Raw genomic sequence first — 18,173 nt, 5'->3', positions numbered from 1 at the left:
AGAGTATCTGACTAGTGAAAATTGACTAGTTCAACAATTTATCAACCCAGGCTAGTAAGGTATCATACAATTTGGACTTAGCATGGATAAAGTCATCAACTCCAGACTTTTTTAATTCTTCGATATGATCTTGAGGGAAGCCTGCAATAACTAGCTTAGAATTAGGGAGCATTTTCTTCCAGATATCCGCATTGTTCTGAACCAAACCAAGATATTCCTCATCACTTGAACAGAGAACAATAATATCAGCTTTCGAGTTTGCGAGTATCTTTTCTGCATCGTTGGTCGAATCAAATGCACCAGGATTTATAATTTCAAAACCCGCCACACCAAAAAAGTTTGTCGTAAAACTAGTTCTTGCCGTACGCATAGAACGGTTACCAGTCGCTAGTATAAATACTTTTGGTTTGGTTGATGTTTTCTTCTCATGTTCAATGACTCGAAGTCTTAGATCTTCGAAATCTTCACTAGCTCTCCAAGTTGGAACAGCTTCAGCTTTGATATCCGATTCTCCTATAAATTCAGGAAAAGGAGCAGTGTTCGTCTGTAGAAATATTTTTGAAGATTGAAGTGGATTGCTTTCTATTGGATTCGGGTACTGAGAAGTTCCGAGTAGAGGAGTTTTTTTGTTTCGGATTGCTTCTCGCTTTAAGTTGGCAACTTTCTGAATTCGATTTTGGATTTTGTTATCTTGAAAGGATCTAAGATATCCACCTTCTGCTTCGATTTCTTGGAATAATCTCCAAGCTTGTTCTCCGTATTCAAACGTTAAGTGATCGATGTAATAAGAACCATTAGACGGATCTTCTACTTTACCAAGATAGGATTCATGTCTAAGTAAAAGTTGAGCGTTTCTTGCAATTCTTTTAGAGAAATCATCACCATTGGAAGTAACTGTATCATAGGGTTGAACCAAAAGTGAATCACATCCACCAATGATTGCCGCCATAGCTTCTGTAGTGGAACGAATCATATTTACATGAGGATCGAAAAGATTCGTATTCCAAGATGATGTCTCAGCATAAATATGGCAGTTTCTATCTTGCATAGGAATTCCGTAGAATTCTTGAAGTTTATTCCATAGAAATCGGAAAGAGCGAAATTTCGCAATTTCTGGAAAATAATTGGAACCAACTTGCAATCGAAAACAGATTTGTGAAGCAATACTTGAGCTACTCAGTCCTAATTCTGTAAGAATGGAAAGGTATTCGGATGCAATAGCTAAGGTGAATGCAATTTCTTGAATTAAGTTTGCGCCCGCCATTGAAAAGTTATGACCACCGACTGAAAATGCTCGAAAATTTGTATTAGAAGATTCAGATATTTGGATGCTGTCATGTAGAAGAGAGAAGGTTTTGCTTTTGGTATTGGGGAATTCACCACAGACAGTCAAAGCAGACATTGGATCTTGGAGAAAAGCGCCTTGGATAGAAATCTTATTTTTTGCGACAGACTCCAGAAAAGCAACCTGATAGGCATTAGTTGAAGATCCAGTATCCCAGTAGAATCTACTATTCGAATTTAATTCTAGTAGTTTATTAGAAAATTTAATTATTTCATCTCTGCTTGATAGTTTTACACCTTGAACCGATTTGCCGTTCCAGAGTGATGTGATTTTGATTCCTTGCGAACCTGAGTCAATATATTTCTTTGCTTGATTGATTGCAGTATCGGAATCTTGATCGGAAACTTCATCAATAACGGACCAGTCCGAAGGCATTCCAGGAGGAAGGCCAATCTTTCTATCTTGCACAGACTCTTCAGTATAGTAGGGTCTAATAGCGATCCCTTCATCTGTATTCCATACTAACTTTTTATTATAATCTTGACCTTTAAGGTCTTTTTCTATAAGCTTTTCCCAATCGGCAGGAGATATGGGTGCGAATTCTTTGAGTAATTTTTCCAAAGTCTATCCTTAATAATGTAATAAATTCAAGTAAATATATTTATCAATCTTGTACTAATTCGAGCTCTTCCATATAACCTGGAAAATCGCCGAGTCCACGAGTAAATGTGAATTTGAGAGGATATACTACCAATCTGCGACCAGTTTGAACAAATGTTCCTGATATTAGGCTGAATGGAGCGGATACTATATAGAGACCTAAGCCAAGTCCTACACTTGCGAGTCCGAGAGGTCTAGCAAGCAAAGCATCAACCATTATTTCACCACCGCTTGGAACTTCCTTTGCAGAAATGTTCGATGTGGTAATAAATAAATGTATGATTAATATTGATGCGAATAGTATTTTCATTGAAGACTCCGTTTTTCGACTGTAGTTATATTGTTTTTTTGTTTTTTCCAATTACAAGCAATTTTTACTTGATTGTCATAAGATTCTCGTCTAAACAAGTTATGTAGAGGGCGGTGGAAGGATGAAATCATTAAAGAAAACAACCTATTTAGAAGCAGTTGCAGCAGCAATAGAACATGAAGTAAGATCATTCAAATTCTTTATGAAAATGAGTGATGAACTTAAGCCAGGACAGACTCAAGAACTTTTTCAGCAGTTGGCAGCTGATGGTGATGAACATATTAAATTTATCGAAGAGATCTATAAGCAAGCTGAAGGTAAAGAACTCCCCAATCTAAAAACCCTTTCTGAGATTCATAAATTCCATTCTTCTACGATCCAAATGCTAATGGAAAAGTTAGAAAGAAATATGAATCAAGCCGTTGAAAATGACGAACGAAAGGCGCTTGAACTCGCTGTTCTACATGGAGATGATGCGAGAGAATTCTATGGTAAACTAAAAGACAAATTTCCAGATCCTAAGATCAATCTTTTATTTCGAAGACTTCAAGATTTCATTGATACCAATACCAATTTGATCGAAGCCCAGATCATGGCACTTGGTCAAGCAAACCAACCTGAATTGCAATTTTTCTGGGAAGATGATTCTTTAATGGAAGCTGCAGCTCAAGGAACAGACCGCAAGAAATCTTCGAATAGCAATTCGGCCAAAAGCTCCTCGAAGCAAACAAAACCTACACCCTCTAAACCAACCAAGAAAGATAAAGCGAAAGCAAGCAAACCAAAAGTTGCTGACAAAACAAAATCATCCGCCAAACCAAAAGCTAAGAAAAAAGCTACAGCTAAGAAGAAGAAAAATAGTTCTGCCGCAGGAACTGCAAACAAGGTAAAGGCGAAAAAAACATCTAAGAAAGTGAAAGTAAATAAGCCTAAACAAAGCAAAGTATCAGCAAAGAAAAAATCAGCACCTAAAAAGAAGAAAAAAAAGTGAAATACAAAGTTACACAAAATTTTGAAGTCCCATTGAATCAATTGCTTCAAGCAAGAGAAGATCGTTACAAACATTTGGATAAATTTCCAGATTTAAAGAATGTTACATTGATAGAAGAAAAGCGCGATGGCAATAAGATTTTTCAGAAAAGAAAGATTGACCTAGGTGCTTCTTTACCACCAATCCTCGCAACTGCACTTTCTGAACCATGCCTTATGGAAGATTCCATTTTCTACACAGATACCAATACTCATGAGTTCAAATTGTACCCTCCTGAGAAAGAAAATGTTGTAACAATTACAGGGACATCGGTTTATAAAGCCACTGATGATTCTAAATCAGAAAGATCTTATGATGTCGAAGTCAAATCAAAAGTTTTGTTTATAGCTCCGGCAATTGAGTTAGCGATTGAAGGAATCCATAAACATAGCTTAGAGAAGGATATGGCTTCGATTCGAAAGTTCTTGGAACTTTAATTATCAAGTAGCAATTTCTTTGGCTTGAAATTGCTACTTTTACTTCTCCATCCACATGTCTGAGAAATCAACCAACCCGAGCAAGATTGCTTTGATTCAGATCAATCTATCAGTTTTGATTATGGGTCATACTACCTTGTTTGCCAAAATTCTTCCATTTGGTGCAGTAACAATCATTGGTGTTCGATCGATATTTGCAGCCTTGGCTGTGTTAGCTTTTCTTTTCATCCGAAAACAACTCCATCATTTTGTTTTGAATCGTAAGCGTGATTATGCTTTTCTCTTTTCTTTGGGAATCCTATTGGCTCTCCATTGGGTGACTTATTTTCATGCAATTCAGGTCTCGACTATTTCGGTCGGAATGATTTCTTTATTTACATATCCGGTTTTTACAGCGATTTTGGAGCCATTTTTTTTCGGTGGTCGAATCAGTGTGCGAGAAATCATTCTATGTTGTATCGTTTTTGTAGGTCTCACTTTAGTTGCGTTTTCATCTACTGATCTTAGTTTGGATTCCAGTTATGTGGAAGGAGTTCTCTGGGGATTATTCTCAGCTATCGTTTATTCTGTTAGAAATCTTCTCACGAAAAGAAATATGGTCTACTATTCGAGTTCCATTTTGTTGGTTTTTCAATTGTTAGTTACATCTATTCTTCTATTGCCATTCCTCGAAAGCAATTCCATTATATTAGAATGGTCTAATCTATGGAAATGGATGGTGCTTGGATTTTTCTTTACAGCACTTCCGCACGTCTTGTATCTTCAAGGGCTAAGAAAAATGAAGGCTACAACAATCGGTATCATTTCCACCATTTCTCCAATTTATGGAACAATTGCCGCTTGGATGTATTTGAATGAGGTTCCAACGAATCTAACCATTGTTGGTGGACTATTGGTTCTTGGTGCATCAACCTATGAAGTAATAAAGCAGCAAACTAGCCTTGATACTCAAAAAAATATTGGAGGATAAAAAATGAAAATATACGGCAGTTACACAAGTCCTTTCGTTAGGAGAATTCGATACCTTTGTCTGGAATTGAATATCCCTTTCGAGTTGATAGATACTATGATAGAGTCAGGACAGACTGAACTTAGAACAAAATCACCCATCTGGAAGGTTCCTTGCATAGAAGTGGATGGAATCATTATCTGGGATAGTCATGTGATCATGGAATATCTTTTTGAGAAGAATGGAGCAGGGAATTTCCGAATTCCCAATCAAGAAGAGAAGTGGATGGAATACAATCGTGTTAATGCGATTGATGGTGGACTCGAATCTGCAATCAATGTATTCTATTTGAATCGGGATGGCGTTAAGACGGATACTTCTGCCTATATGCAAAAGCAACTAGGACGTCTTGTGTCTGCACTTGAGTGGATTAAACCGCAATTGGTTGATAATTATTTTACTAAGAATCAAAAACTGGGTTTATCAGAATTAGCTCTATACACTGCACTTGATTGGATGCGATTTAGGAAAATGTATGCTGTTGATGAAGATAAAATTCTGAGTGAATTCTTAAAATTTCACTCTAACAATCCTTATTTAGTCAAGACAGAAATTCCTGGATAAAAGTAGAAATTTGCATTGATTGGATTGTTATAAAAATCTAGATATTTATTTCTTAAATGGCGATCTTATATAGATGAGCGATGATTGATAGAAAGTCGCATAAGGATTGGAATACTAGAAGGATATGTTTCTTCATTTAGCTATCTGATTTATTCTTTCTATTTCGTAGTTTTCTAGAATGAAAAGCTGGTCTTTCTTCGGACCAGCAATCCACAAGCAAGGGACATATAAGAAGTAGCAACCAACAGTTGTCCAAAATTTGCCTTCGCGTACCAATTCTGTTTTACGAATAACTCGATCTTCCTTTCTAAGTTCAATCTCATTCCTATTGAATAAAAAATTGCTAAAATCATGTTCTAGGGGACTTTTCCCTAATAGCTCATTATCTTGGTAAATATCAACGTTAATTGGTTCAGTTCTGATTGTCGCGGTTGTTGTGCATTGTATGACAATGGGAAGTAGTATCATTAACGAAATGAGTTGATAAATTCTTATCTGCAGTTTCATGGTCTCACAAATCTATTGAGAAAACTAGAAAAATCAATCAGTATTTATAGAAAAAATCAAAATATATTGCAATTTTAATCTAATTTTATTGCAATTTTACCAAAGTGGTTGGCTAATTTTAAATGCTCAAGTGCATCTTGAAAATTTTTCCAAGAGAAGACTTGGTCAACTACTGGATGAATCTTATGTGCTTCAAATGCTTTTACCATTTCACGGAAAGTATTGCGACTTCCTACTACGACACCTTGCATTTTTACTTGGTTCATAACGACAGGTAGTAGATTGATTGATCCTTCACCACCACCCAGAACGCCAATTAGGTGAATTGTTCCGAACGGACGAATTGCACGGATAGATTGTTCTAGAGTTCCAGCTCCTCCAACTTCCATCACATGATCGACACCAATGTCGCCAGTGATTTTTTTTGCTTCGCGCCCCCAATTTGGTTTCGCTTTGTAGTCAATCACATAGTCAGCACCCAAATCCATACCACGCTTTTTCTTATCTTCGCTTCCTGTAGTGAGAATAACCTTTGCTCCACTTGCTTTCGCAATCTGAATGGCAAACAAAGAAACCCCACCCGTTCCTTGAACTACGACCCAATCACCTGCTTTAATACCACCTAACCGAACTAAAGACGACCAAGATGTTACAGCAGCACAAGGAAGGCAAGCTGCTTCTTCGTCAGTAAGATAATCTGGCGTCTTTACAATACCAGATGCTGGCAAAATTGCATATTCGCGCATGGTTCCAGGCAATGGTCCGCCAAGTGTATTTCTCAATTCACTATGACTTGCTTCTCCATCTATCCATGAAGGTGCGAAGCATGACATCACGCGGTCACCTACTTGGAAATCCGTTACAGATTCTCCAACTTCAACAATCTCACCAGCCCCATCGCTACAAGGTATGAGTGGTAAGGGAAATTTTGGATTGTATTTTCCAGCAATCACAAGTAAGTCTCGATAATTGAGTGAAGCTGCCTTGTATCGAATAAGAACATTCCCAGCGCCAGGTGAACCAGGATTTTCAATATCTCCAAAGACTAAATTTTCCCGACCAAATTTACTGAGTGTGATTGCTTTCATGATAGATTCTCGATTTTGGGATTATTGATCTGCTAGATCAAATTGACTTTAGATGTTCTAGCAGATGTTAGCAAGAAGTTTAAGCAGATTTACCTAAACCAGTAGTTTTTGCTCCAACCAATATGGACATATTGCCCGATGGATGTTTGTTCTCTTTCATCAGTTGATGGCATGAACCAGTCTCACTGAATTGGAAAGTTTGTGCAAGAACTGGATCTACCTTTTTATCAATCACTAGATCGTTGATTCCTTTGCAATTGTCGTCATTGGCAAAATGGGAACCTTGGAATCTTTTTTGTCTCATCCAAAGATATCTTAGATCTACTGTAGCATTGAATCCGGTTGTTCCAGCACAGATTACAACCATTCCGCCTGTCTCACAAACGAAAGCAGATGTAGGAACTGTAGTCTCTCCTGGATGTTCAAAAACGATTTGTGGATTTTTACCTTTGCCTGCAATATCCCAGATTGCTTTACCGAATTCACGAGCGGATTTGGTCCATTCAGCAAAAACTTCTGGCTTATTGATCTCGCTAGTTATAGCTCCCCAATGCTTGAACTTATTTCGGTTGATTACTCCAGCTGCACCTAACTTCATGCAGAAATCAATTTTGTCATCTGAGCTTACAACAGCGATTGGAATTCCACCAGCAGCTTTTACGATTTGAATCGCCATAGCTCCAAGTCCACCAGCACCACCCCAGATCAAAACAACATCATCTTTTTTGACTGTGTTTGGTTCCCAATGATGTAACATTCTGTACGCAGTTGCGCCGACTAACATGTATGCTGCGGATTCTTCCCATGTTAAATGCTTTGGTTTAGGAAGACATTGGTGATCTTGGACTTTACAGAATTGAGCAAAAGATCCCCAGTTCGTTTCGTAGGCCCAAATCAATTGTGATGGAGCAAACATTGGATCTTTGCCTGCTTTCACCCAAGGATCGTTTTTATCCCACATTGCGCAATGGACTACGACCTCATCACCAACTTTTACGTTTTTTACATCGGCTCCAACTTTATAAACGATACCGGATGCATCTGATCCACCAATATGAAACTGCTCTGGTTCGCCTTTTTTGTTTCTTGCGCCAATAACGTTTACAGGATAACCGAGTGCTGCCCAAACATTATTATAGTTCACACCAGCAGCCATCACAGCAACCAAGACTTCATCGGCAGCAATTTCTGGGACGTCGATTTCTTCTGGTTGAATCGAAGTGATTGGATCTCCAAATCTTTCAGGGCGAATGACTTGAGCGTGCATTTTTTTCGGAACTACTCCTAGGGGAGGTAGTTCGCCTACGGGTACGATTTCAGGTATAGATGTCATAAATCAAAAAAAGCAAATCCCTCTAAGACACCAACCATTTTTTCTATTGCTCTACTAGGGTGAACCGAATCAGACTCATCTTATGAAGAAAGCATTGGTATTATCGGGTGGTGGGGCAAGAGGGGCATATCAGGCAGGCGTATTGAAATATCTTGAGGAAATAAATTTTGTACCTGACATAATTTCTGGAACCAGTGTTGGAGCGATCAATACAGTGGCAATTGCTTCGGGTATGAATTCGCAGAGGTTGATTTCATTGTGGAGAGAGATCGAATCGGATAAAGTATTTAAATATTCGATTTTTAGAACTATTTGGCGACTTATCACTAGAAAATTTTCTTTTCTTGCTGATACTTCTCCACTCAAGAAATTATTGGAAGAGCATATAGATTTAGAACTTTGTCGTTCATCCAAGAAGAAAATATTCATAAGTGCTGTAAATATTCTGAATGCTGAGCTTAGGTATTTTTCCAATGAAGAAATCACCATCTCACATATACTTGCATCTAGTGCGATTCCTGTAATTTTCCCATGGCAATACATAAATGGATCTCCGTATTGGGATGGTGGGCTAATGGCTAACACTCCGATTCAACCTGCAGTTGAACAAGGAGCAAGAGATATAATTGTTGTTCTACTTTCTCCAGTCGGTGCGAAAGTGGATCTAGGAATTCCTAAGTCAAAATCGGAAACTATGGAAAGGGTATTCGAACTTTCCATGATTGGATCCTATCAGATGGTCAATAATTTTCTAAAAAAAGAAAAAGAAAAACAAATTAAAATGGGTCCGTTAGAGTCTTTTTTATTTGGTTTCGGGCATGAATATAAAAATTTGAGAATCCGAACAATTAGTCCTGGTAAGCCTTTGGGCCTTGGTTCTATTATGAATTTTTCTGTAGATCAAGCTGAATCATTGATAGAAGCAGGATATGAAGATGCTCGAAATCAACTATCCAAAACCTAAAAAATGACTTTTCAACTCCTGAGATTCTAAAAAACTATCCCTTAGTATTTAAAAGGAAGTATTGTAATGAAAAGAATTTTCCTCGTTCTCGCTATTCTTGGGGTATTGGGTTTTGTAAATTGTGGAGGCGGAAACGTTTACACATCTGAACAGTGTGAAGCAAGTTTGAACAATGTATTTGACAAAGTTACAGATGCAGCAACTGAAGAAGACAAAGCTAAATTTGCACCAATGAAAGCAACTTTGATGGGTAAACTAAAGAAAGATTGTATGGAAGGCAAATTTGATTTGGATTGTTTAGACAAAGCAACAAATATTGCAGCACTACAAACCTGCTTGAAGTAAATTTTAGAAACTAACTTTAACAGAGCGAGTGGGACTCCACTCGTTGCTGTTTATTTCCTCAGTTTTTTATACAATTTTTTAAATTATAACCGTATTTGAATTGATTTAATCCTATACCGATACTCTTGAATATTGACCATAATTGGTTACACGAGAAGTCTTCAATATTGAAAAGCTATGGCTTGTTTCGAATATTGTAATATTCCTACAATCTACATAACAACTGGGCTGTCTGGAATCTCGTTGGATTTTTTATTATTTTTTGGATAGTATTTTGCAAGAATATCCGTAATCATATTGATTCCCTCTATCACTCCTGTCTCAAAATTTCCATTGCGAAAGTTCTCTTCCATTTTCTTGCAAACTTCTTCCCAGAAATGTTCTCCAGCAACTTTGTTGATTCCTCTATCTGCAACTATCTCAATGTCATGATCGGCTAACAAGAGATAGACTAAAACTCCGTTGTTTGCTTCAGTGTCCCAGACTCGCAATTGGCTGAAGACATCTATCGAGCGAGATCTTGCAGAATAATTTTGCATAGCTGCAATTGGTTGAATCGAAGATTCAATTGCAAAGACGATTTCAGCATCATGCTTCTTTTCTGATTCTGTGATCACGGCTTTGATCTTATCTAGAGAAGCTTGTGGGAAATATTTTTTTGAATGAGATTGCGTGATAAATAAATGCTTGAAAAATCGTTTTACGTTCATACAGTTCAATTTCCATCGAGTTTGATTCTTTAATCAAGAAAAAAATCCTAACCAATAACAAAAACAGATTCGAAATTCAATTTAATTATTACCATTTTCGTGTAAAACGGGATGGTCACGACCTTCTTCAATAGCTTCAAAACCAAGCGATTTGGAATAGCAGCCATGGATTCGAGTTGGTTCGTCATCTTGATTGAACTCGATGATTTGGGCATAGGATTTTTGGTTTCGGAGGCAACGTAGGCAGATGAATTTTCGAATTGCCCAATCACATTCTTCGGGTCTAAAAGCGGGCCAGATTCTCAATAGAGGTTTCGTCGTCAAAGTTAAGGAATTTTTATTATTTGCAATTTTTTGACTGAATTGACTTGATTGTGCCTTGGTATTGGAGTGAAGAATAATAGCAAAAAAAACCAATATGCTCATGGAAAAAGGAAATTTACCTGGGAAATTCTTTATTTTCAGTTGTCTCATAGAATAATGGAGGGCGGACAATGATTAAATGGCACAATCTCGCCCCGGCTTTTCTTTTCTTATCGGTAGCTTTACTTCAGACCTCAAGTCTGCAGGCTCAATTCACATGTACTGGAAGTATCTGCGATTATTTTCCAGGAGGAATTTCTCAAGAATTGAATTCCACTCTCGGTAAGCTTGAGAATGATTATTTACAAGAAGTACTAAAAAATAATACAGAAGCTTCATTTCTTACCAATATTATAAGTTCAAGTGTCGGTACTGGTAAAGTTAGGCGAGTTCAATTTGGGGTTTCAGCGAGTGCTGCAGCGGTCAAGAAAGATGATATAATCATTGCGGATAATAACATCGAATTGCCGAAACTTCCGAACGGTGGAATCTCTTTGAATCCAGCAATTAATTTAGATTTTAATCTTGGTTGGGTACTAGGACAAAAAGAAGATTCTTTCCTCAGAAGATTCAGTATCTATTTACATGGAATGAAATTTAATTTCAACGAAGGTGATGCCAAAGGTTCCACTCAGGCAAAAAATAATGTAACCCTTAATGGAAAAATTGAATCTTATGGTGGTATGATTCGATTCCAAGCTATCGAAGAAACAGAGTTCGGATTTGGCTTTCTTACTTGGAATGGTTTGAATGTTGGAGCGGGATATCATTATGCAAGACAAGATTACGCTTTGAACTATCGAAATGACAATGCTCAGTCTATTAAGATACGTGAAGTAGAAGGTAAATGGGGCGGTGATACAATTTTTAATTACCAAACTGTTTCGAAAACATACAACGTTGATGTTAGGACTGGCATTGGATTGTTTTGGATTCTCAATCTAGTGGTAGGTGGAGGATATAGTTGGAATGAAGGTGAGACCTATGTCTCTTTATCCAGAAATGGTCCTATTGTTTTGCAGACTGCAGGTATCTCTGATCTAAATATACCTCGTGAATATCAACAATTTTTTAACCAAGATAACTCAATTTCGCAAGCAGGAACTCTTGGTTTAAATGCTGATGCACGAGGAGTATCGAGACGCAATATTGCATATGGAATTGGTGGTTTAGATATCGATCTTTTTCTCTTAAAAATCAATCTTGAAGGCATTTATGGGGGTAAAGATTTCTACGGAGCAAATCTTGCTGTACGAATTTCTTTTTGATTCATTGACTTGACTGGATGATACCCGAGAGCCGATATATATTATATGGCAATCGAAAAGTTTGAAAAACCTAAATATCGTAATTTTCTCATCAAGTACTCGCTCCTAACAGACATTTTCGGTTTGGGTTTTACCATTCCAATCGCAATTTTTCTATGTTTGTATTATATTGGTTTTTCAGCAAGCCAGCTTCCCATTTTCATTCTCCTTGCAGTAATTTTTACTGCAATTGCCATCATCATTCTATTCGTAAGCAATAATTTTCTTCTCGCGCCTATTCGTGAATATATGAATTTAAATGAGAAAGGTTCAGATATTCCAGAAAAGTTATATAAAAAAGCTTACCGCAGAATGGATCGATTGGCTTACTATCATGGGTTCGATTCTTTGATTAGATGGGGACTACCTCTGATTTTTGTTCCTCCGATCATGCATTTTTATGCTGATGTTTCTGTCTCTCAAGCGTTTCTATTGGTCGGAATAATTTTCTTCACTACTATATTTAATTTCGTGATATTCTTTGCATCAACAGACCGTGTTGTAACGGAGGTTAGACGAAATGGCTTATTTCCAAAAGATATTCAAACGGATGTCCCTAGATTTCTCTCGGTAAGATATGTTTTCACAATATTGTTAACATGCTTAGTCCTGATGCTTGCAGTTATTGTTTCTCTGATTTCTTATAAGTCTTCAGTTGATTCTGTAAAATTAACATACCAGAATCAATTAACGAATGCAGCTGACGCAAATGTTCAACTTGTTGATAATTACTACAATAGCCGCGTCAAAGATGCAGAAGATCTTGCAGCAAATCCTATCATAATTGAGAATCTCAAGAAAGGAAAAATCAAAGATACAGAAGATTACTTAGATTCAGTTAGAAGAAATCTAATATTCCAATTCAATGAAAATATAATGATCTTATCCAATGCTTCAAGAAAATCGGTTCGTATATCTGCGGTTCCTGATACGAATAGAAATATCATTGGATTCGATTACAAAGAGTTTAATCTAGCGACTGCTTATTTTGAGTGGCAAGACGAACCTAAGACTTTTGTGACGCCTTCTTATGTATCACCACTTTCTAATAAGTCAATAATTTTAATATTAACTCCTATAAAAGATGAAAATAGAATAATAGGTCATATTGCTATGACTTTTCAAATTGAAGATTATTTGAACGTAGCAGTTGGAAACGTAAAGATAGGTAATTCAGGATTCGTATTTCTCGTGGACTCAAGTTTGCATAGAATGTATGCACCCGATAAAAAATTTGATCAGGATTTTAAGGATTCGGCTGTATCAAGTTCAATAAAAGATTTATTTGATAATACTTTAACTGAGATTAAATGGAGAAACGAATTTTTCTTTTTTATTAAGAAGACTTCTTCTCGATATGGATATGTGATTGGACTTCTGCTCGATGCTGAGTCAGTAGAAGGACCAGCACTACAAGCAACATTTACAATTGCAATAGTTGTGTTTATTGGGCTTATATTTTTTGCAATCTATGCTTTATATATTATGAACACAAGACTGCGTCCACTTGGTAATGCAAATTCTGCAATCGAGCTAATGACCAAAGGAGATTTGACTCAGAAGTTAAATGCTACCAACTCAGATGAGATTTCTTCCTTGAACAAAAGTATCAATAGCTTAATTCTCAAATTCAAAGAGATCTTGGAGTCCAATCAAGAAGTCTCTGAGGATATGGCATCCTCTTCAGAGCAGATGACTGCAGCTCTAACTTCATTATCAGGGAATGCACAGACTCAAGCGGCGAGTGCCGAAGAAATTTCCGCTTCTATTGAAGAAGTTGGTGCTGGAATCGACAATGTCAATCACCAAGCAGAGAGTCAAAGTGGTCGTGTTTTTACACTAAGAGATCGAATGGAAGAAATGACTCATATCATTGAAGATATGGGCAAGCAAGTGTCAGACGCAGCGAAGAGAGTCGGACTAATTGTTCAAGATGGTAAGGATGGTGAAGCATCCCTTGGTAAGATGAAATTATCCATCAGTAAGATTGGTGAGAGCTCCCAAGAAATTACAAGCGTGGTCGAGATCATTACGTCTATATCTGAACAGATCAATCTTCTTGCTCTGAATGCGGCAATTGAAGCGGCAAGAGCTGGATCATATGGAAAAGGCTTCGCAGTCGTAGCAGATGAGATCGGAAAACTTGCAGATAAGACTGCCGATAGCATAAAAGAAATTGATAACCTCATTCAAATCAATGAAGAAGAAATTGACCAAGGCACAAAAATTATCTCCGATACAGCTCGTTACATTCAAACTATTTTACAGGGTGTGAATTATTTTGAGACAATGACCAAGAACATAAATGAGCATATGAATTCACAACTAGGTATCAATCTTGCTGTGAACAAAGAAGTGGATGGTCTCAATGAAATCACAGCAGCAATCAAGCTCGCTATGGAAGAGCAGAAAAATGCTATTGGTGAAGTCTCACAAGCAATCTACAACATCAATGAACTCACTCAATCAACAGCCTCAGGACTTGAGGAAATGACTGGTAACTCTAATGGAGTTGCTTCTATGGCAGAAAGCTTGAAGAACAAAATAAAATACTTTAAAGTATAATAATATTTTAAAAGTAAATATTAGTTTATGGAAGATAAATATCTAGAAACTTTCGAAACTTGGAACAATATGGCGGATTTGTACCAAGAGAAGTTTATGAATTTATCTATTTATGATGAGACTTATGATTTTATTTGCGAAAATTTGACCAAGTCTCAAGCAAAGATCCTAGATATTGGATGCGGACCTGGGAATATTACAAAATACTTATTATCAAAGCGGGAAGATTTTGTAATTCATGGGATCGATATTTCTCCGAACATGATAGAGCTTGCGAAGATCAACAATCCAACTGCAAATTTCTCGGTTATGGATATCAGAAAAATTGATCAATTGGAAAGTATGTTTGATGCAGTGATTTGCGGATTTTGTATACCTTATCTTTCTTCTCAAGAAACAGATCAATTGATTTTCAATTCCGCAAAACTGCTAAATGCAAATGGATTTTTGTATATTAGTTTTGTTGAAGGGGATCCTAATTTTTCCTAATATAAAGTTGGCAATAATGGGAATCGAGTTTTCTTTAATTACCATAATCTTCAAAGCTTAGAGAAAAACCTTATCGATCAAAATTTTGCGAATTTAAAAATATTCCATGTTGAATTTGGGAATCAAAATACTAAGAAAGATGTACATACTGTATTAATAGCCGTTAAACGAGAGAATTAGCAGAGAATTCTGATAATTTAGACAAACATCCAATTATTACAATAGCTTTTCGTTATTCTTGTGACGATCTTTATCGCGGGTTTTGTTTTTATTGAGTGTGAGTTGTAAGGCGTCCGTAAGAGATGTTCCTGTTTGATTAGCTAGACATATAAGTACAAACAGCACGTCACCCATTTCCTTTTGCAATCCGTTCGGATCTTCGGAGGACTTATAAGATTGATCTCCATACGTTCTAGAAAAATGTCTGGATAGCTCGCCCACCTCTTCCATGAGAATAGCCAGATTTGTTAGTTCAGAGAAATACCGAACTCCAAATTGATGGATATAGTCATCTACTTGCTTTTGAGCTTCATCTATTGTCATAAAGAATTTTCTAATATTCGCTGATTTAGAATATCACCAAGTTTATTTGAAAATTTTTCCATTCCATCACGATTGAGATGGATAAGATCAAAACAGTACTTACCATTCTCAGATCCGTCTAGCAAGCTCTCAAGATCTATAATTTTTGCTTCTGGATAGCCTCTTGTGTCTGCCATAACTCGGTTCAGTTCCGATTTCCATAAAGGCATTCTTCTTTCTTTTCCAAAATGATATATCAGCTCACTGTACGGTGCAAAAACATGGACAATTTTGATTTCTTTATTATCAATCGCTTCATAGATTTTGCTCAATCTTCTAAAGTATCTTCCTGTTCGCTCGGTTGCTACGTTCTCACTCGTTGTAACATACGAAAGGGCACATGTATCATACAACATTTTCTTATGCATCTTCGTTGATCCTGCTGGTATCGGATCTATATTCTCTGGACCTGTTTTTTGCATGCACTCTTCCAAAGATTTAATGTTGTATGCTGCTATAGATTCAGTATGCGGATTCTCATAGTCCCATGGATTCTCATTTGGTTCTCTCCAATCTCGTCCAAGAAATTTGATGCGTTCTTGGGGTTCAGTAAGAAAATCTTTGAAGTCTCTCCTATATGCGATTGATTTGAAGATTAGATAGAACCAATCCTGCCAATTTACCATATATTCATATTCATATGAACGCTTAATGGATGTTATATGGTTAATCTCGGACAGCATAGCCAGGGTAGGTAGGATGAGCTCGTTTCTATCTACCCAAGGCATTCCAGCTTCCATTACATGTAGGATAATTTTTACATTTGGAAATTTTGGCAAATTCTCTCGTAATATTTGATCTTGAACGATTAGTTCTGATCCTGGAATTGCTAATGACTGAACTTTTAACCCCGTACTTTTTAATTTGTCATTCAGTATTCTAACCGACAAACCTTCGAATGCGACGGATGTGCCGACAATCAATATGTCTGGATCTAATTCCGATTTCATATTCACTGCATGACTTGCTATACGATTGACATTTGCTGCATAAGAATTTTTCTTCAGTAAAGTTTTATAAGCTCCTGCTTGAAGACACAATTCAAAACAAACTAATATTACAATTGAACTTAATAATCGTTTATCTGTAAAAAATCTAATATATTCTATCATCTTGTCCTCTAGAAAGCAAAGTACAGAAAGTTCTGACTCTCAGTGACTCCAAAAATCAGGATCATCATCACGTTTGCTATGATAAATGCAGGAAAAATCCAAGGCTTCTTATGCTCTGTTACCCAGGCAATTTTTCTTTTGGAGAAATAATAACTCGCCGTATAACAGATGATAAGTAGAATACCGTAATGATAATTATCATAGGAATTGATTGCATTGGGACTATCGCCAATGAATAACATGGCCTTCATAATTTCCGTAGCTTTTGTCAATGTCTCTGCTCGAAACATTGCAAATCCAAATCCGAGACAGAACATTGTAAAGATTCTACAAAACAAATCATATGCAAGTCCACCTTTTTCATTGATCTTTGTTGCAATTTCGCTTCGAGAATACTCACGAAATCCGGTTAACATTACTGCCTGCCAGATCCCCCATCCAATATAATGGTAGGCTGCCCCGTGCCACAAGCCTGCAAATAACCATGTAATGTATAGATTGCGATAGGTAAGGAACGGGGAACCTTTTGAACCACCTAGCGGAATAAAGATGTAATCTCTTATCCAAGTTGAAAATGAAATATGCCATTTACTCCAATGTTCCCCAATATTCTTAACGGCCATTGGGAAGTTAAAATTTGCGTCGAATTGAAAACCAAACAATCTCGCAACACCGATCGCAATGTCTGTATAACCAGCGAAATCAAAATAAATCTGCCAACCGAAAGCAATTACCCCCGTCCATATTTCTAAGGGATTCATTGTCATATAATTTGCAAAGGTATAGTCTACCACCTTAGCAAGATTATCCGCAAAAACAATTTTTCTAGTAAAACCGATTAAGATCAAAGAAAAACCAGCTTCAATATTTTCTTTGAGAACAGGGAGCCGATTGTCTAAATCTCTAAAAAAAGTTTCTGCTCGAACTATTGGTCCTGCAACGAGTTGAGGGAAGAAAGCAATGTACATACAAAAGTCAAGAAATGACTTTCGAGGCTCTATCCTTCTATTGTAAACATCGATGGAGTAGCTCATGGATTGGAATGTATAAAATGAAATTCCAACAGGTAGAATAATATCAACATTGGATATAACTGACTCTGAGTTTAGAAAAACATCATTGACGACACCAATCAGAAAGTTCGTATATTTGAAATATGCAAGTATTCCAATATTTGTTAATAAAGATGCGATAAGATAGATTCTACGTCTTGAAGTTGGCTCGTTGATCCGATTCATCAATCTTGCTGCAAAAAAATCAACGATAGTACTTGCGAATAATATTATAATATAAGCATTTATATGGTATTCACAGAATAGTTTATCAATCCAGAATTCTAAACTAGAACCAGTACGAAATGCACTACACGAGATAGTGGCGGGATGCCATCCCATATAGAAAATGCAACTTGCTGCAAGTAGAAATATTTTCCAAGTTTTATTCTTGAGAATATTCCCAATGATCAATACAACAACGAAAAATATCAAAAATTGTGTAGAGTTAAATAACATAA

The 18,173-nt window shown here is 36.7% G+C and carries 19 protein-coding genes; 9 read left to right on the top strand and 10 right to left on the bottom strand.

The window, feature by feature from the left end; translation table 11 throughout:
• Positions 1 to 25: 25 nt before the first annotated feature.
• Together O4O04_RS01415 and O4O04_RS01410 are read right to left on the bottom strand one after the other, a co-directional pair.
• On the bottom strand, positions 26 to 1,906 hold the full coding sequence (locus O4O04_RS01415; RefSeq protein ID WP_272531470.1) for a methylmalonyl-CoA mutase family protein: 1,881 nt from the start codon (positions 1,904 to 1,906) through the stop codon (positions 26 to 28).
• A gap of 43 nt (positions 1,907 to 1,949) precedes the next feature.
• Positions 1,950 to 2,255, bottom strand: a complete 306-nt coding sequence (locus O4O04_RS01410; protein ID WP_272531469.1) for a hypothetical protein — start codon at positions 2,253 to 2,255, stop codon at positions 1,950 to 1,952.
• 121 nt (positions 2,256 to 2,376) lie between these two features.
• Here O4O04_RS01410 and O4O04_RS01405 point away from each other — a divergent pair, with 121 nt between their 5' ends.
• Genes O4O04_RS01405 through O4O04_RS01390 form a run of 4 tightly spaced genes read left to right on the top strand, consistent with a single transcriptional unit; the run spans position 2,377 to position 5,295 of the window.
• A complete protein-coding gene (locus O4O04_RS01405; RefSeq protein WP_272531468.1) occupies positions 2,377 to 3,246 on the top strand; it encodes a ferritin-like domain-containing protein in 870 nt (289 codons plus the stop codon).
• Entirely contained in the window at positions 3,243 to 3,722 is a 480-nt protein-coding gene (locus O4O04_RS01400; RefSeq protein WP_272531467.1) for a DUF2505 family protein, read from the top strand. The genes O4O04_RS01405 and O4O04_RS01400 overlap by 4 nt, the downstream gene beginning before the upstream one ends.
• A 55-nt stretch (positions 3,723 to 3,777) precedes the next feature.
• Positions 3,778 to 4,692: a DMT family transporter gene (locus O4O04_RS01395; RefSeq protein WP_272531465.1), complete on the top strand. Its 915-nt coding sequence runs from the start codon at positions 3,778 to 3,780 to the stop codon at positions 4,690 to 4,692.
• A 3-nt stretch (positions 4,693 to 4,695) separates the two neighbouring features.
• Positions 4,696 to 5,295, top strand: coding sequence for a glutathione S-transferase family protein (locus tag O4O04_RS01390; protein WP_272531464.1), 600 nt, complete (start codon positions 4,696 to 4,698; stop codon positions 5,293 to 5,295).
• 132 nt (positions 5,296 to 5,427) lie between these two features.
• Here O4O04_RS01390 and O4O04_RS01385 read toward each other — a convergent pair whose 3' ends face one another.
• The 3 genes from O4O04_RS01385 to ccrA form a co-directional block, all read right to left on the bottom strand.
• Positions 5,428 to 5,802 carry a hypothetical protein gene (locus tag O4O04_RS01385; protein ID WP_272531463.1) on the bottom strand — a complete coding sequence of 125 codons (375 nt, stop codon included), beginning with the start codon at positions 5,800 to 5,802 and terminating at the stop codon, positions 5,428 to 5,430.
• Positions 5,803 to 5,876: 74 nt separating this feature from the next.
• Positions 5,877 to 6,890 carry a zinc-dependent alcohol dehydrogenase family protein gene (locus O4O04_RS01380; RefSeq protein WP_272531462.1) on the bottom strand — a complete coding sequence of 338 codons (1,014 nt, stop codon included), beginning with the start codon at positions 6,888 to 6,890 and terminating at the stop codon, positions 5,877 to 5,879.
• Between the two features lie 79 nt (positions 6,891 to 6,969).
• Positions 6,970 to 8,223, bottom strand: a complete 1,254-nt coding sequence (gene ccrA, locus O4O04_RS01375) for a crotonyl-CoA carboxylase/reductase (RefSeq protein WP_272531461.1) — start codon at positions 8,221 to 8,223, stop codon at positions 6,970 to 6,972.
• A gap of 82 nt (positions 8,224 to 8,305) precedes the next feature.
• On the opposite strand from ccrA, the gene O4O04_RS01370 reads away from it, so the two are divergent.
• Together O4O04_RS01370 and O4O04_RS01365 are read left to right on the top strand one after the other, a co-directional pair.
• Positions 8,306 to 9,187, top strand: coding sequence for a patatin-like phospholipase family protein (locus O4O04_RS01370; protein WP_272531460.1), 882 nt, complete (start codon positions 8,306 to 8,308; stop codon positions 9,185 to 9,187).
• A gap of 66 nt (positions 9,188 to 9,253) precedes the next feature.
• Entirely contained in the window at positions 9,254 to 9,532 is a 279-nt protein-coding gene (locus O4O04_RS01365; protein WP_272531459.1) for a TIGR04454 family lipoprotein, read from the top strand.
• A 212-nt stretch (positions 9,533 to 9,744) separates the two neighbouring features.
• On the opposite strand, the gene O4O04_RS01360 is transcribed toward O4O04_RS01365, so the two are convergent.
• Together O4O04_RS01360 and O4O04_RS01355 are read right to left on the bottom strand one after the other, a co-directional pair.
• Positions 9,745 to 10,242, bottom strand: coding sequence for a TPM domain-containing protein (locus tag O4O04_RS01360; RefSeq protein WP_272531458.1), 498 nt, complete (start codon positions 10,240 to 10,242; stop codon positions 9,745 to 9,747).
• Between the two features lie 81 nt (positions 10,243 to 10,323).
• Positions 10,324 to 10,668, bottom strand: coding sequence for a hypothetical protein (locus O4O04_RS01355; protein ID WP_272531457.1), 345 nt, complete (start codon positions 10,666 to 10,668; stop codon positions 10,324 to 10,326).
• A 68-nt stretch (positions 10,669 to 10,736) separates the two neighbouring features.
• Between O4O04_RS01355 and O4O04_RS01350 the strand changes: the two genes are divergently transcribed.
• From O4O04_RS01350 to O4O04_RS01340, 3 genes are read left to right on the top strand one after another with little or no spacing between them, the layout of a single operon-like run.
• Positions 10,737 to 11,873, top strand: a complete 1,137-nt coding sequence (locus O4O04_RS01350; protein WP_272531456.1) for an Lsa36 family surface (lipo)protein — start codon at positions 10,737 to 10,739, stop codon at positions 11,871 to 11,873.
• Between the two features lie 45 nt (positions 11,874 to 11,918).
• Positions 11,919 to 14,477 (top strand): methyl-accepting chemotaxis protein, encoded by a 2,559-nt coding sequence (locus O4O04_RS01345; protein WP_272531455.1) that lies wholly within the window; start codon positions 11,919 to 11,921, stop codon positions 14,475 to 14,477.
• Between the two features lie 27 nt (positions 14,478 to 14,504).
• On the top strand, positions 14,505 to 14,966 hold the full coding sequence (locus tag O4O04_RS01340; protein ID WP_272531453.1) for a class I SAM-dependent methyltransferase: 462 nt from the start codon (positions 14,505 to 14,507) through the stop codon (positions 14,964 to 14,966).
• 216 nt (positions 14,967 to 15,182) lie between these two features.
• Here the strand turns inward: O4O04_RS01340 and O4O04_RS01335 are convergent, their stop codons facing one another.
• The 3 genes from O4O04_RS01335 to O4O04_RS01325 are packed head-to-tail and all read right to left on the bottom strand — an operon-like array spanning position 15,183 to position 18,171.
• Positions 15,183 to 15,509 carry a nucleotide pyrophosphohydrolase gene (locus O4O04_RS01335; RefSeq protein WP_442915888.1) on the bottom strand — a complete coding sequence of 109 codons (327 nt, stop codon included), beginning with the start codon at positions 15,507 to 15,509 and terminating at the stop codon, positions 15,183 to 15,185.
• Positions 15,506 to 16,660, bottom strand: coding sequence for an SGNH/GDSL hydrolase family protein (locus tag O4O04_RS01330; protein ID WP_272531452.1), 1,155 nt, complete (start codon positions 16,658 to 16,660; stop codon positions 15,506 to 15,508). The genes O4O04_RS01335 and O4O04_RS01330 overlap by 4 nt, the downstream gene beginning before the upstream one ends.
• 8 nt (positions 16,661 to 16,668) lie before the next feature.
• Positions 16,669 to 18,171, bottom strand: coding sequence for an MBOAT family O-acyltransferase (locus O4O04_RS01325; RefSeq protein ID WP_272531451.1), 1,503 nt, complete (start codon positions 18,169 to 18,171; stop codon positions 16,669 to 16,671).
• Positions 18,172 to 18,173: the final 2 nt, after the last annotated feature.

Origin of the sequence: Leptospira sp. GIMC2001 (genome assembly GCF_028462125.1) — a bacterium.
Taxonomy (GTDB): Bacteria; Spirochaetota; Leptospiria; order Leptospirales; family Leptospiraceae.
The sequence above is the reverse complement of the archived record's forward strand: the minus strand, read 5'-3'. Positions and strand labels throughout refer to the sequence as shown.

What these genes read in the sequence shown, in the direction of transcription:
- O4O04_RS01410 (WP_272531469.1), bottom strand. Translation starts at nt 2,255, where the DNA reads ATGAAAATACTATTCGCATCAATATTAATCATACATTTATTTATTACC.
- O4O04_RS01405 (WP_272531468.1), top strand. Translation starts at nt 2,377, where the DNA reads ATGAAATCATTAAAGAAAACAACCTATTTAGAAGCAGTTGCAGCAGCA.
- O4O04_RS01395 (WP_272531465.1), top strand. Translation starts at nt 3,778, where the DNA reads ATGTCTGAGAAATCAACCAACCCGAGCAAGATTGCTTTGATTCAGATC.
- O4O04_RS01390 (WP_272531464.1), top strand. Translation starts at nt 4,696, where the DNA reads ATGAAAATATACGGCAGTTACACAAGTCCTTTCGTTAGGAGAATTCGA.
- O4O04_RS01385 (WP_272531463.1), bottom strand. Translation starts at nt 5,802, where the DNA reads ATGAAACTGCAGATAAGAATTTATCAACTCATTTCGTTAATGATACTA.
- O4O04_RS01380 (WP_272531462.1), bottom strand. Translation starts at nt 6,890, where the DNA reads ATGAAAGCAATCACACTCAGTAAATTTGGTCGGGAAAATTTAGTCTTT.
- ccrA (WP_272531461.1), bottom strand. Translation starts at nt 8,223, where the DNA reads ATGACATCTATACCTGAAATCGTACCCGTAGGCGAACTACCTCCCCTA.
- O4O04_RS01370 (WP_272531460.1), top strand. Translation starts at nt 8,306, where the DNA reads ATGAAGAAAGCATTGGTATTATCGGGTGGTGGGGCAAGAGGGGCATAT.
- O4O04_RS01365 (WP_272531459.1), top strand. Translation starts at nt 9,254, where the DNA reads ATGAAAAGAATTTTCCTCGTTCTCGCTATTCTTGGGGTATTGGGTTTT.
- O4O04_RS01360 (WP_272531458.1), bottom strand. Translation starts at nt 10,242, where the DNA reads ATGAACGTAAAACGATTTTTCAAGCATTTATTTATCACGCAATCTCAT.
- O4O04_RS01355 (WP_272531457.1), bottom strand. Translation starts at nt 10,668, where the DNA reads ATGAGCATATTGGTTTTTTTTGCTATTATTCTTCACTCCAATACCAAG.
- O4O04_RS01350 (WP_272531456.1), top strand. Translation starts at nt 10,737, where the DNA reads ATGATTAAATGGCACAATCTCGCCCCGGCTTTTCTTTTCTTATCGGTA.
- O4O04_RS01345 (WP_272531455.1), top strand. Translation starts at nt 11,919, where the DNA reads ATGGCAATCGAAAAGTTTGAAAAACCTAAATATCGTAATTTTCTCATC.
- O4O04_RS01340 (WP_272531453.1), top strand. Translation starts at nt 14,505, where the DNA reads ATGGAAGATAAATATCTAGAAACTTTCGAAACTTGGAACAATATGGCG.
- O4O04_RS01335 (WP_442915888.1), bottom strand. Translation starts at nt 15,509, where the DNA reads ATGACAATAGATGAAGCTCAAAAGCAAGTAGATGACTATATCCATCAA.
- O4O04_RS01330 (WP_272531452.1), bottom strand. Translation starts at nt 16,660, where the DNA reads ATGATAGAATATATTAGATTTTTTACAGATAAACGATTATTAAGTTCA.
- O4O04_RS01325 (WP_272531451.1), bottom strand. Translation starts at nt 18,171, where the DNA reads ATGTTATTTAACTCTACACAATTTTTGATATTTTTCGTTGTTGTATTG.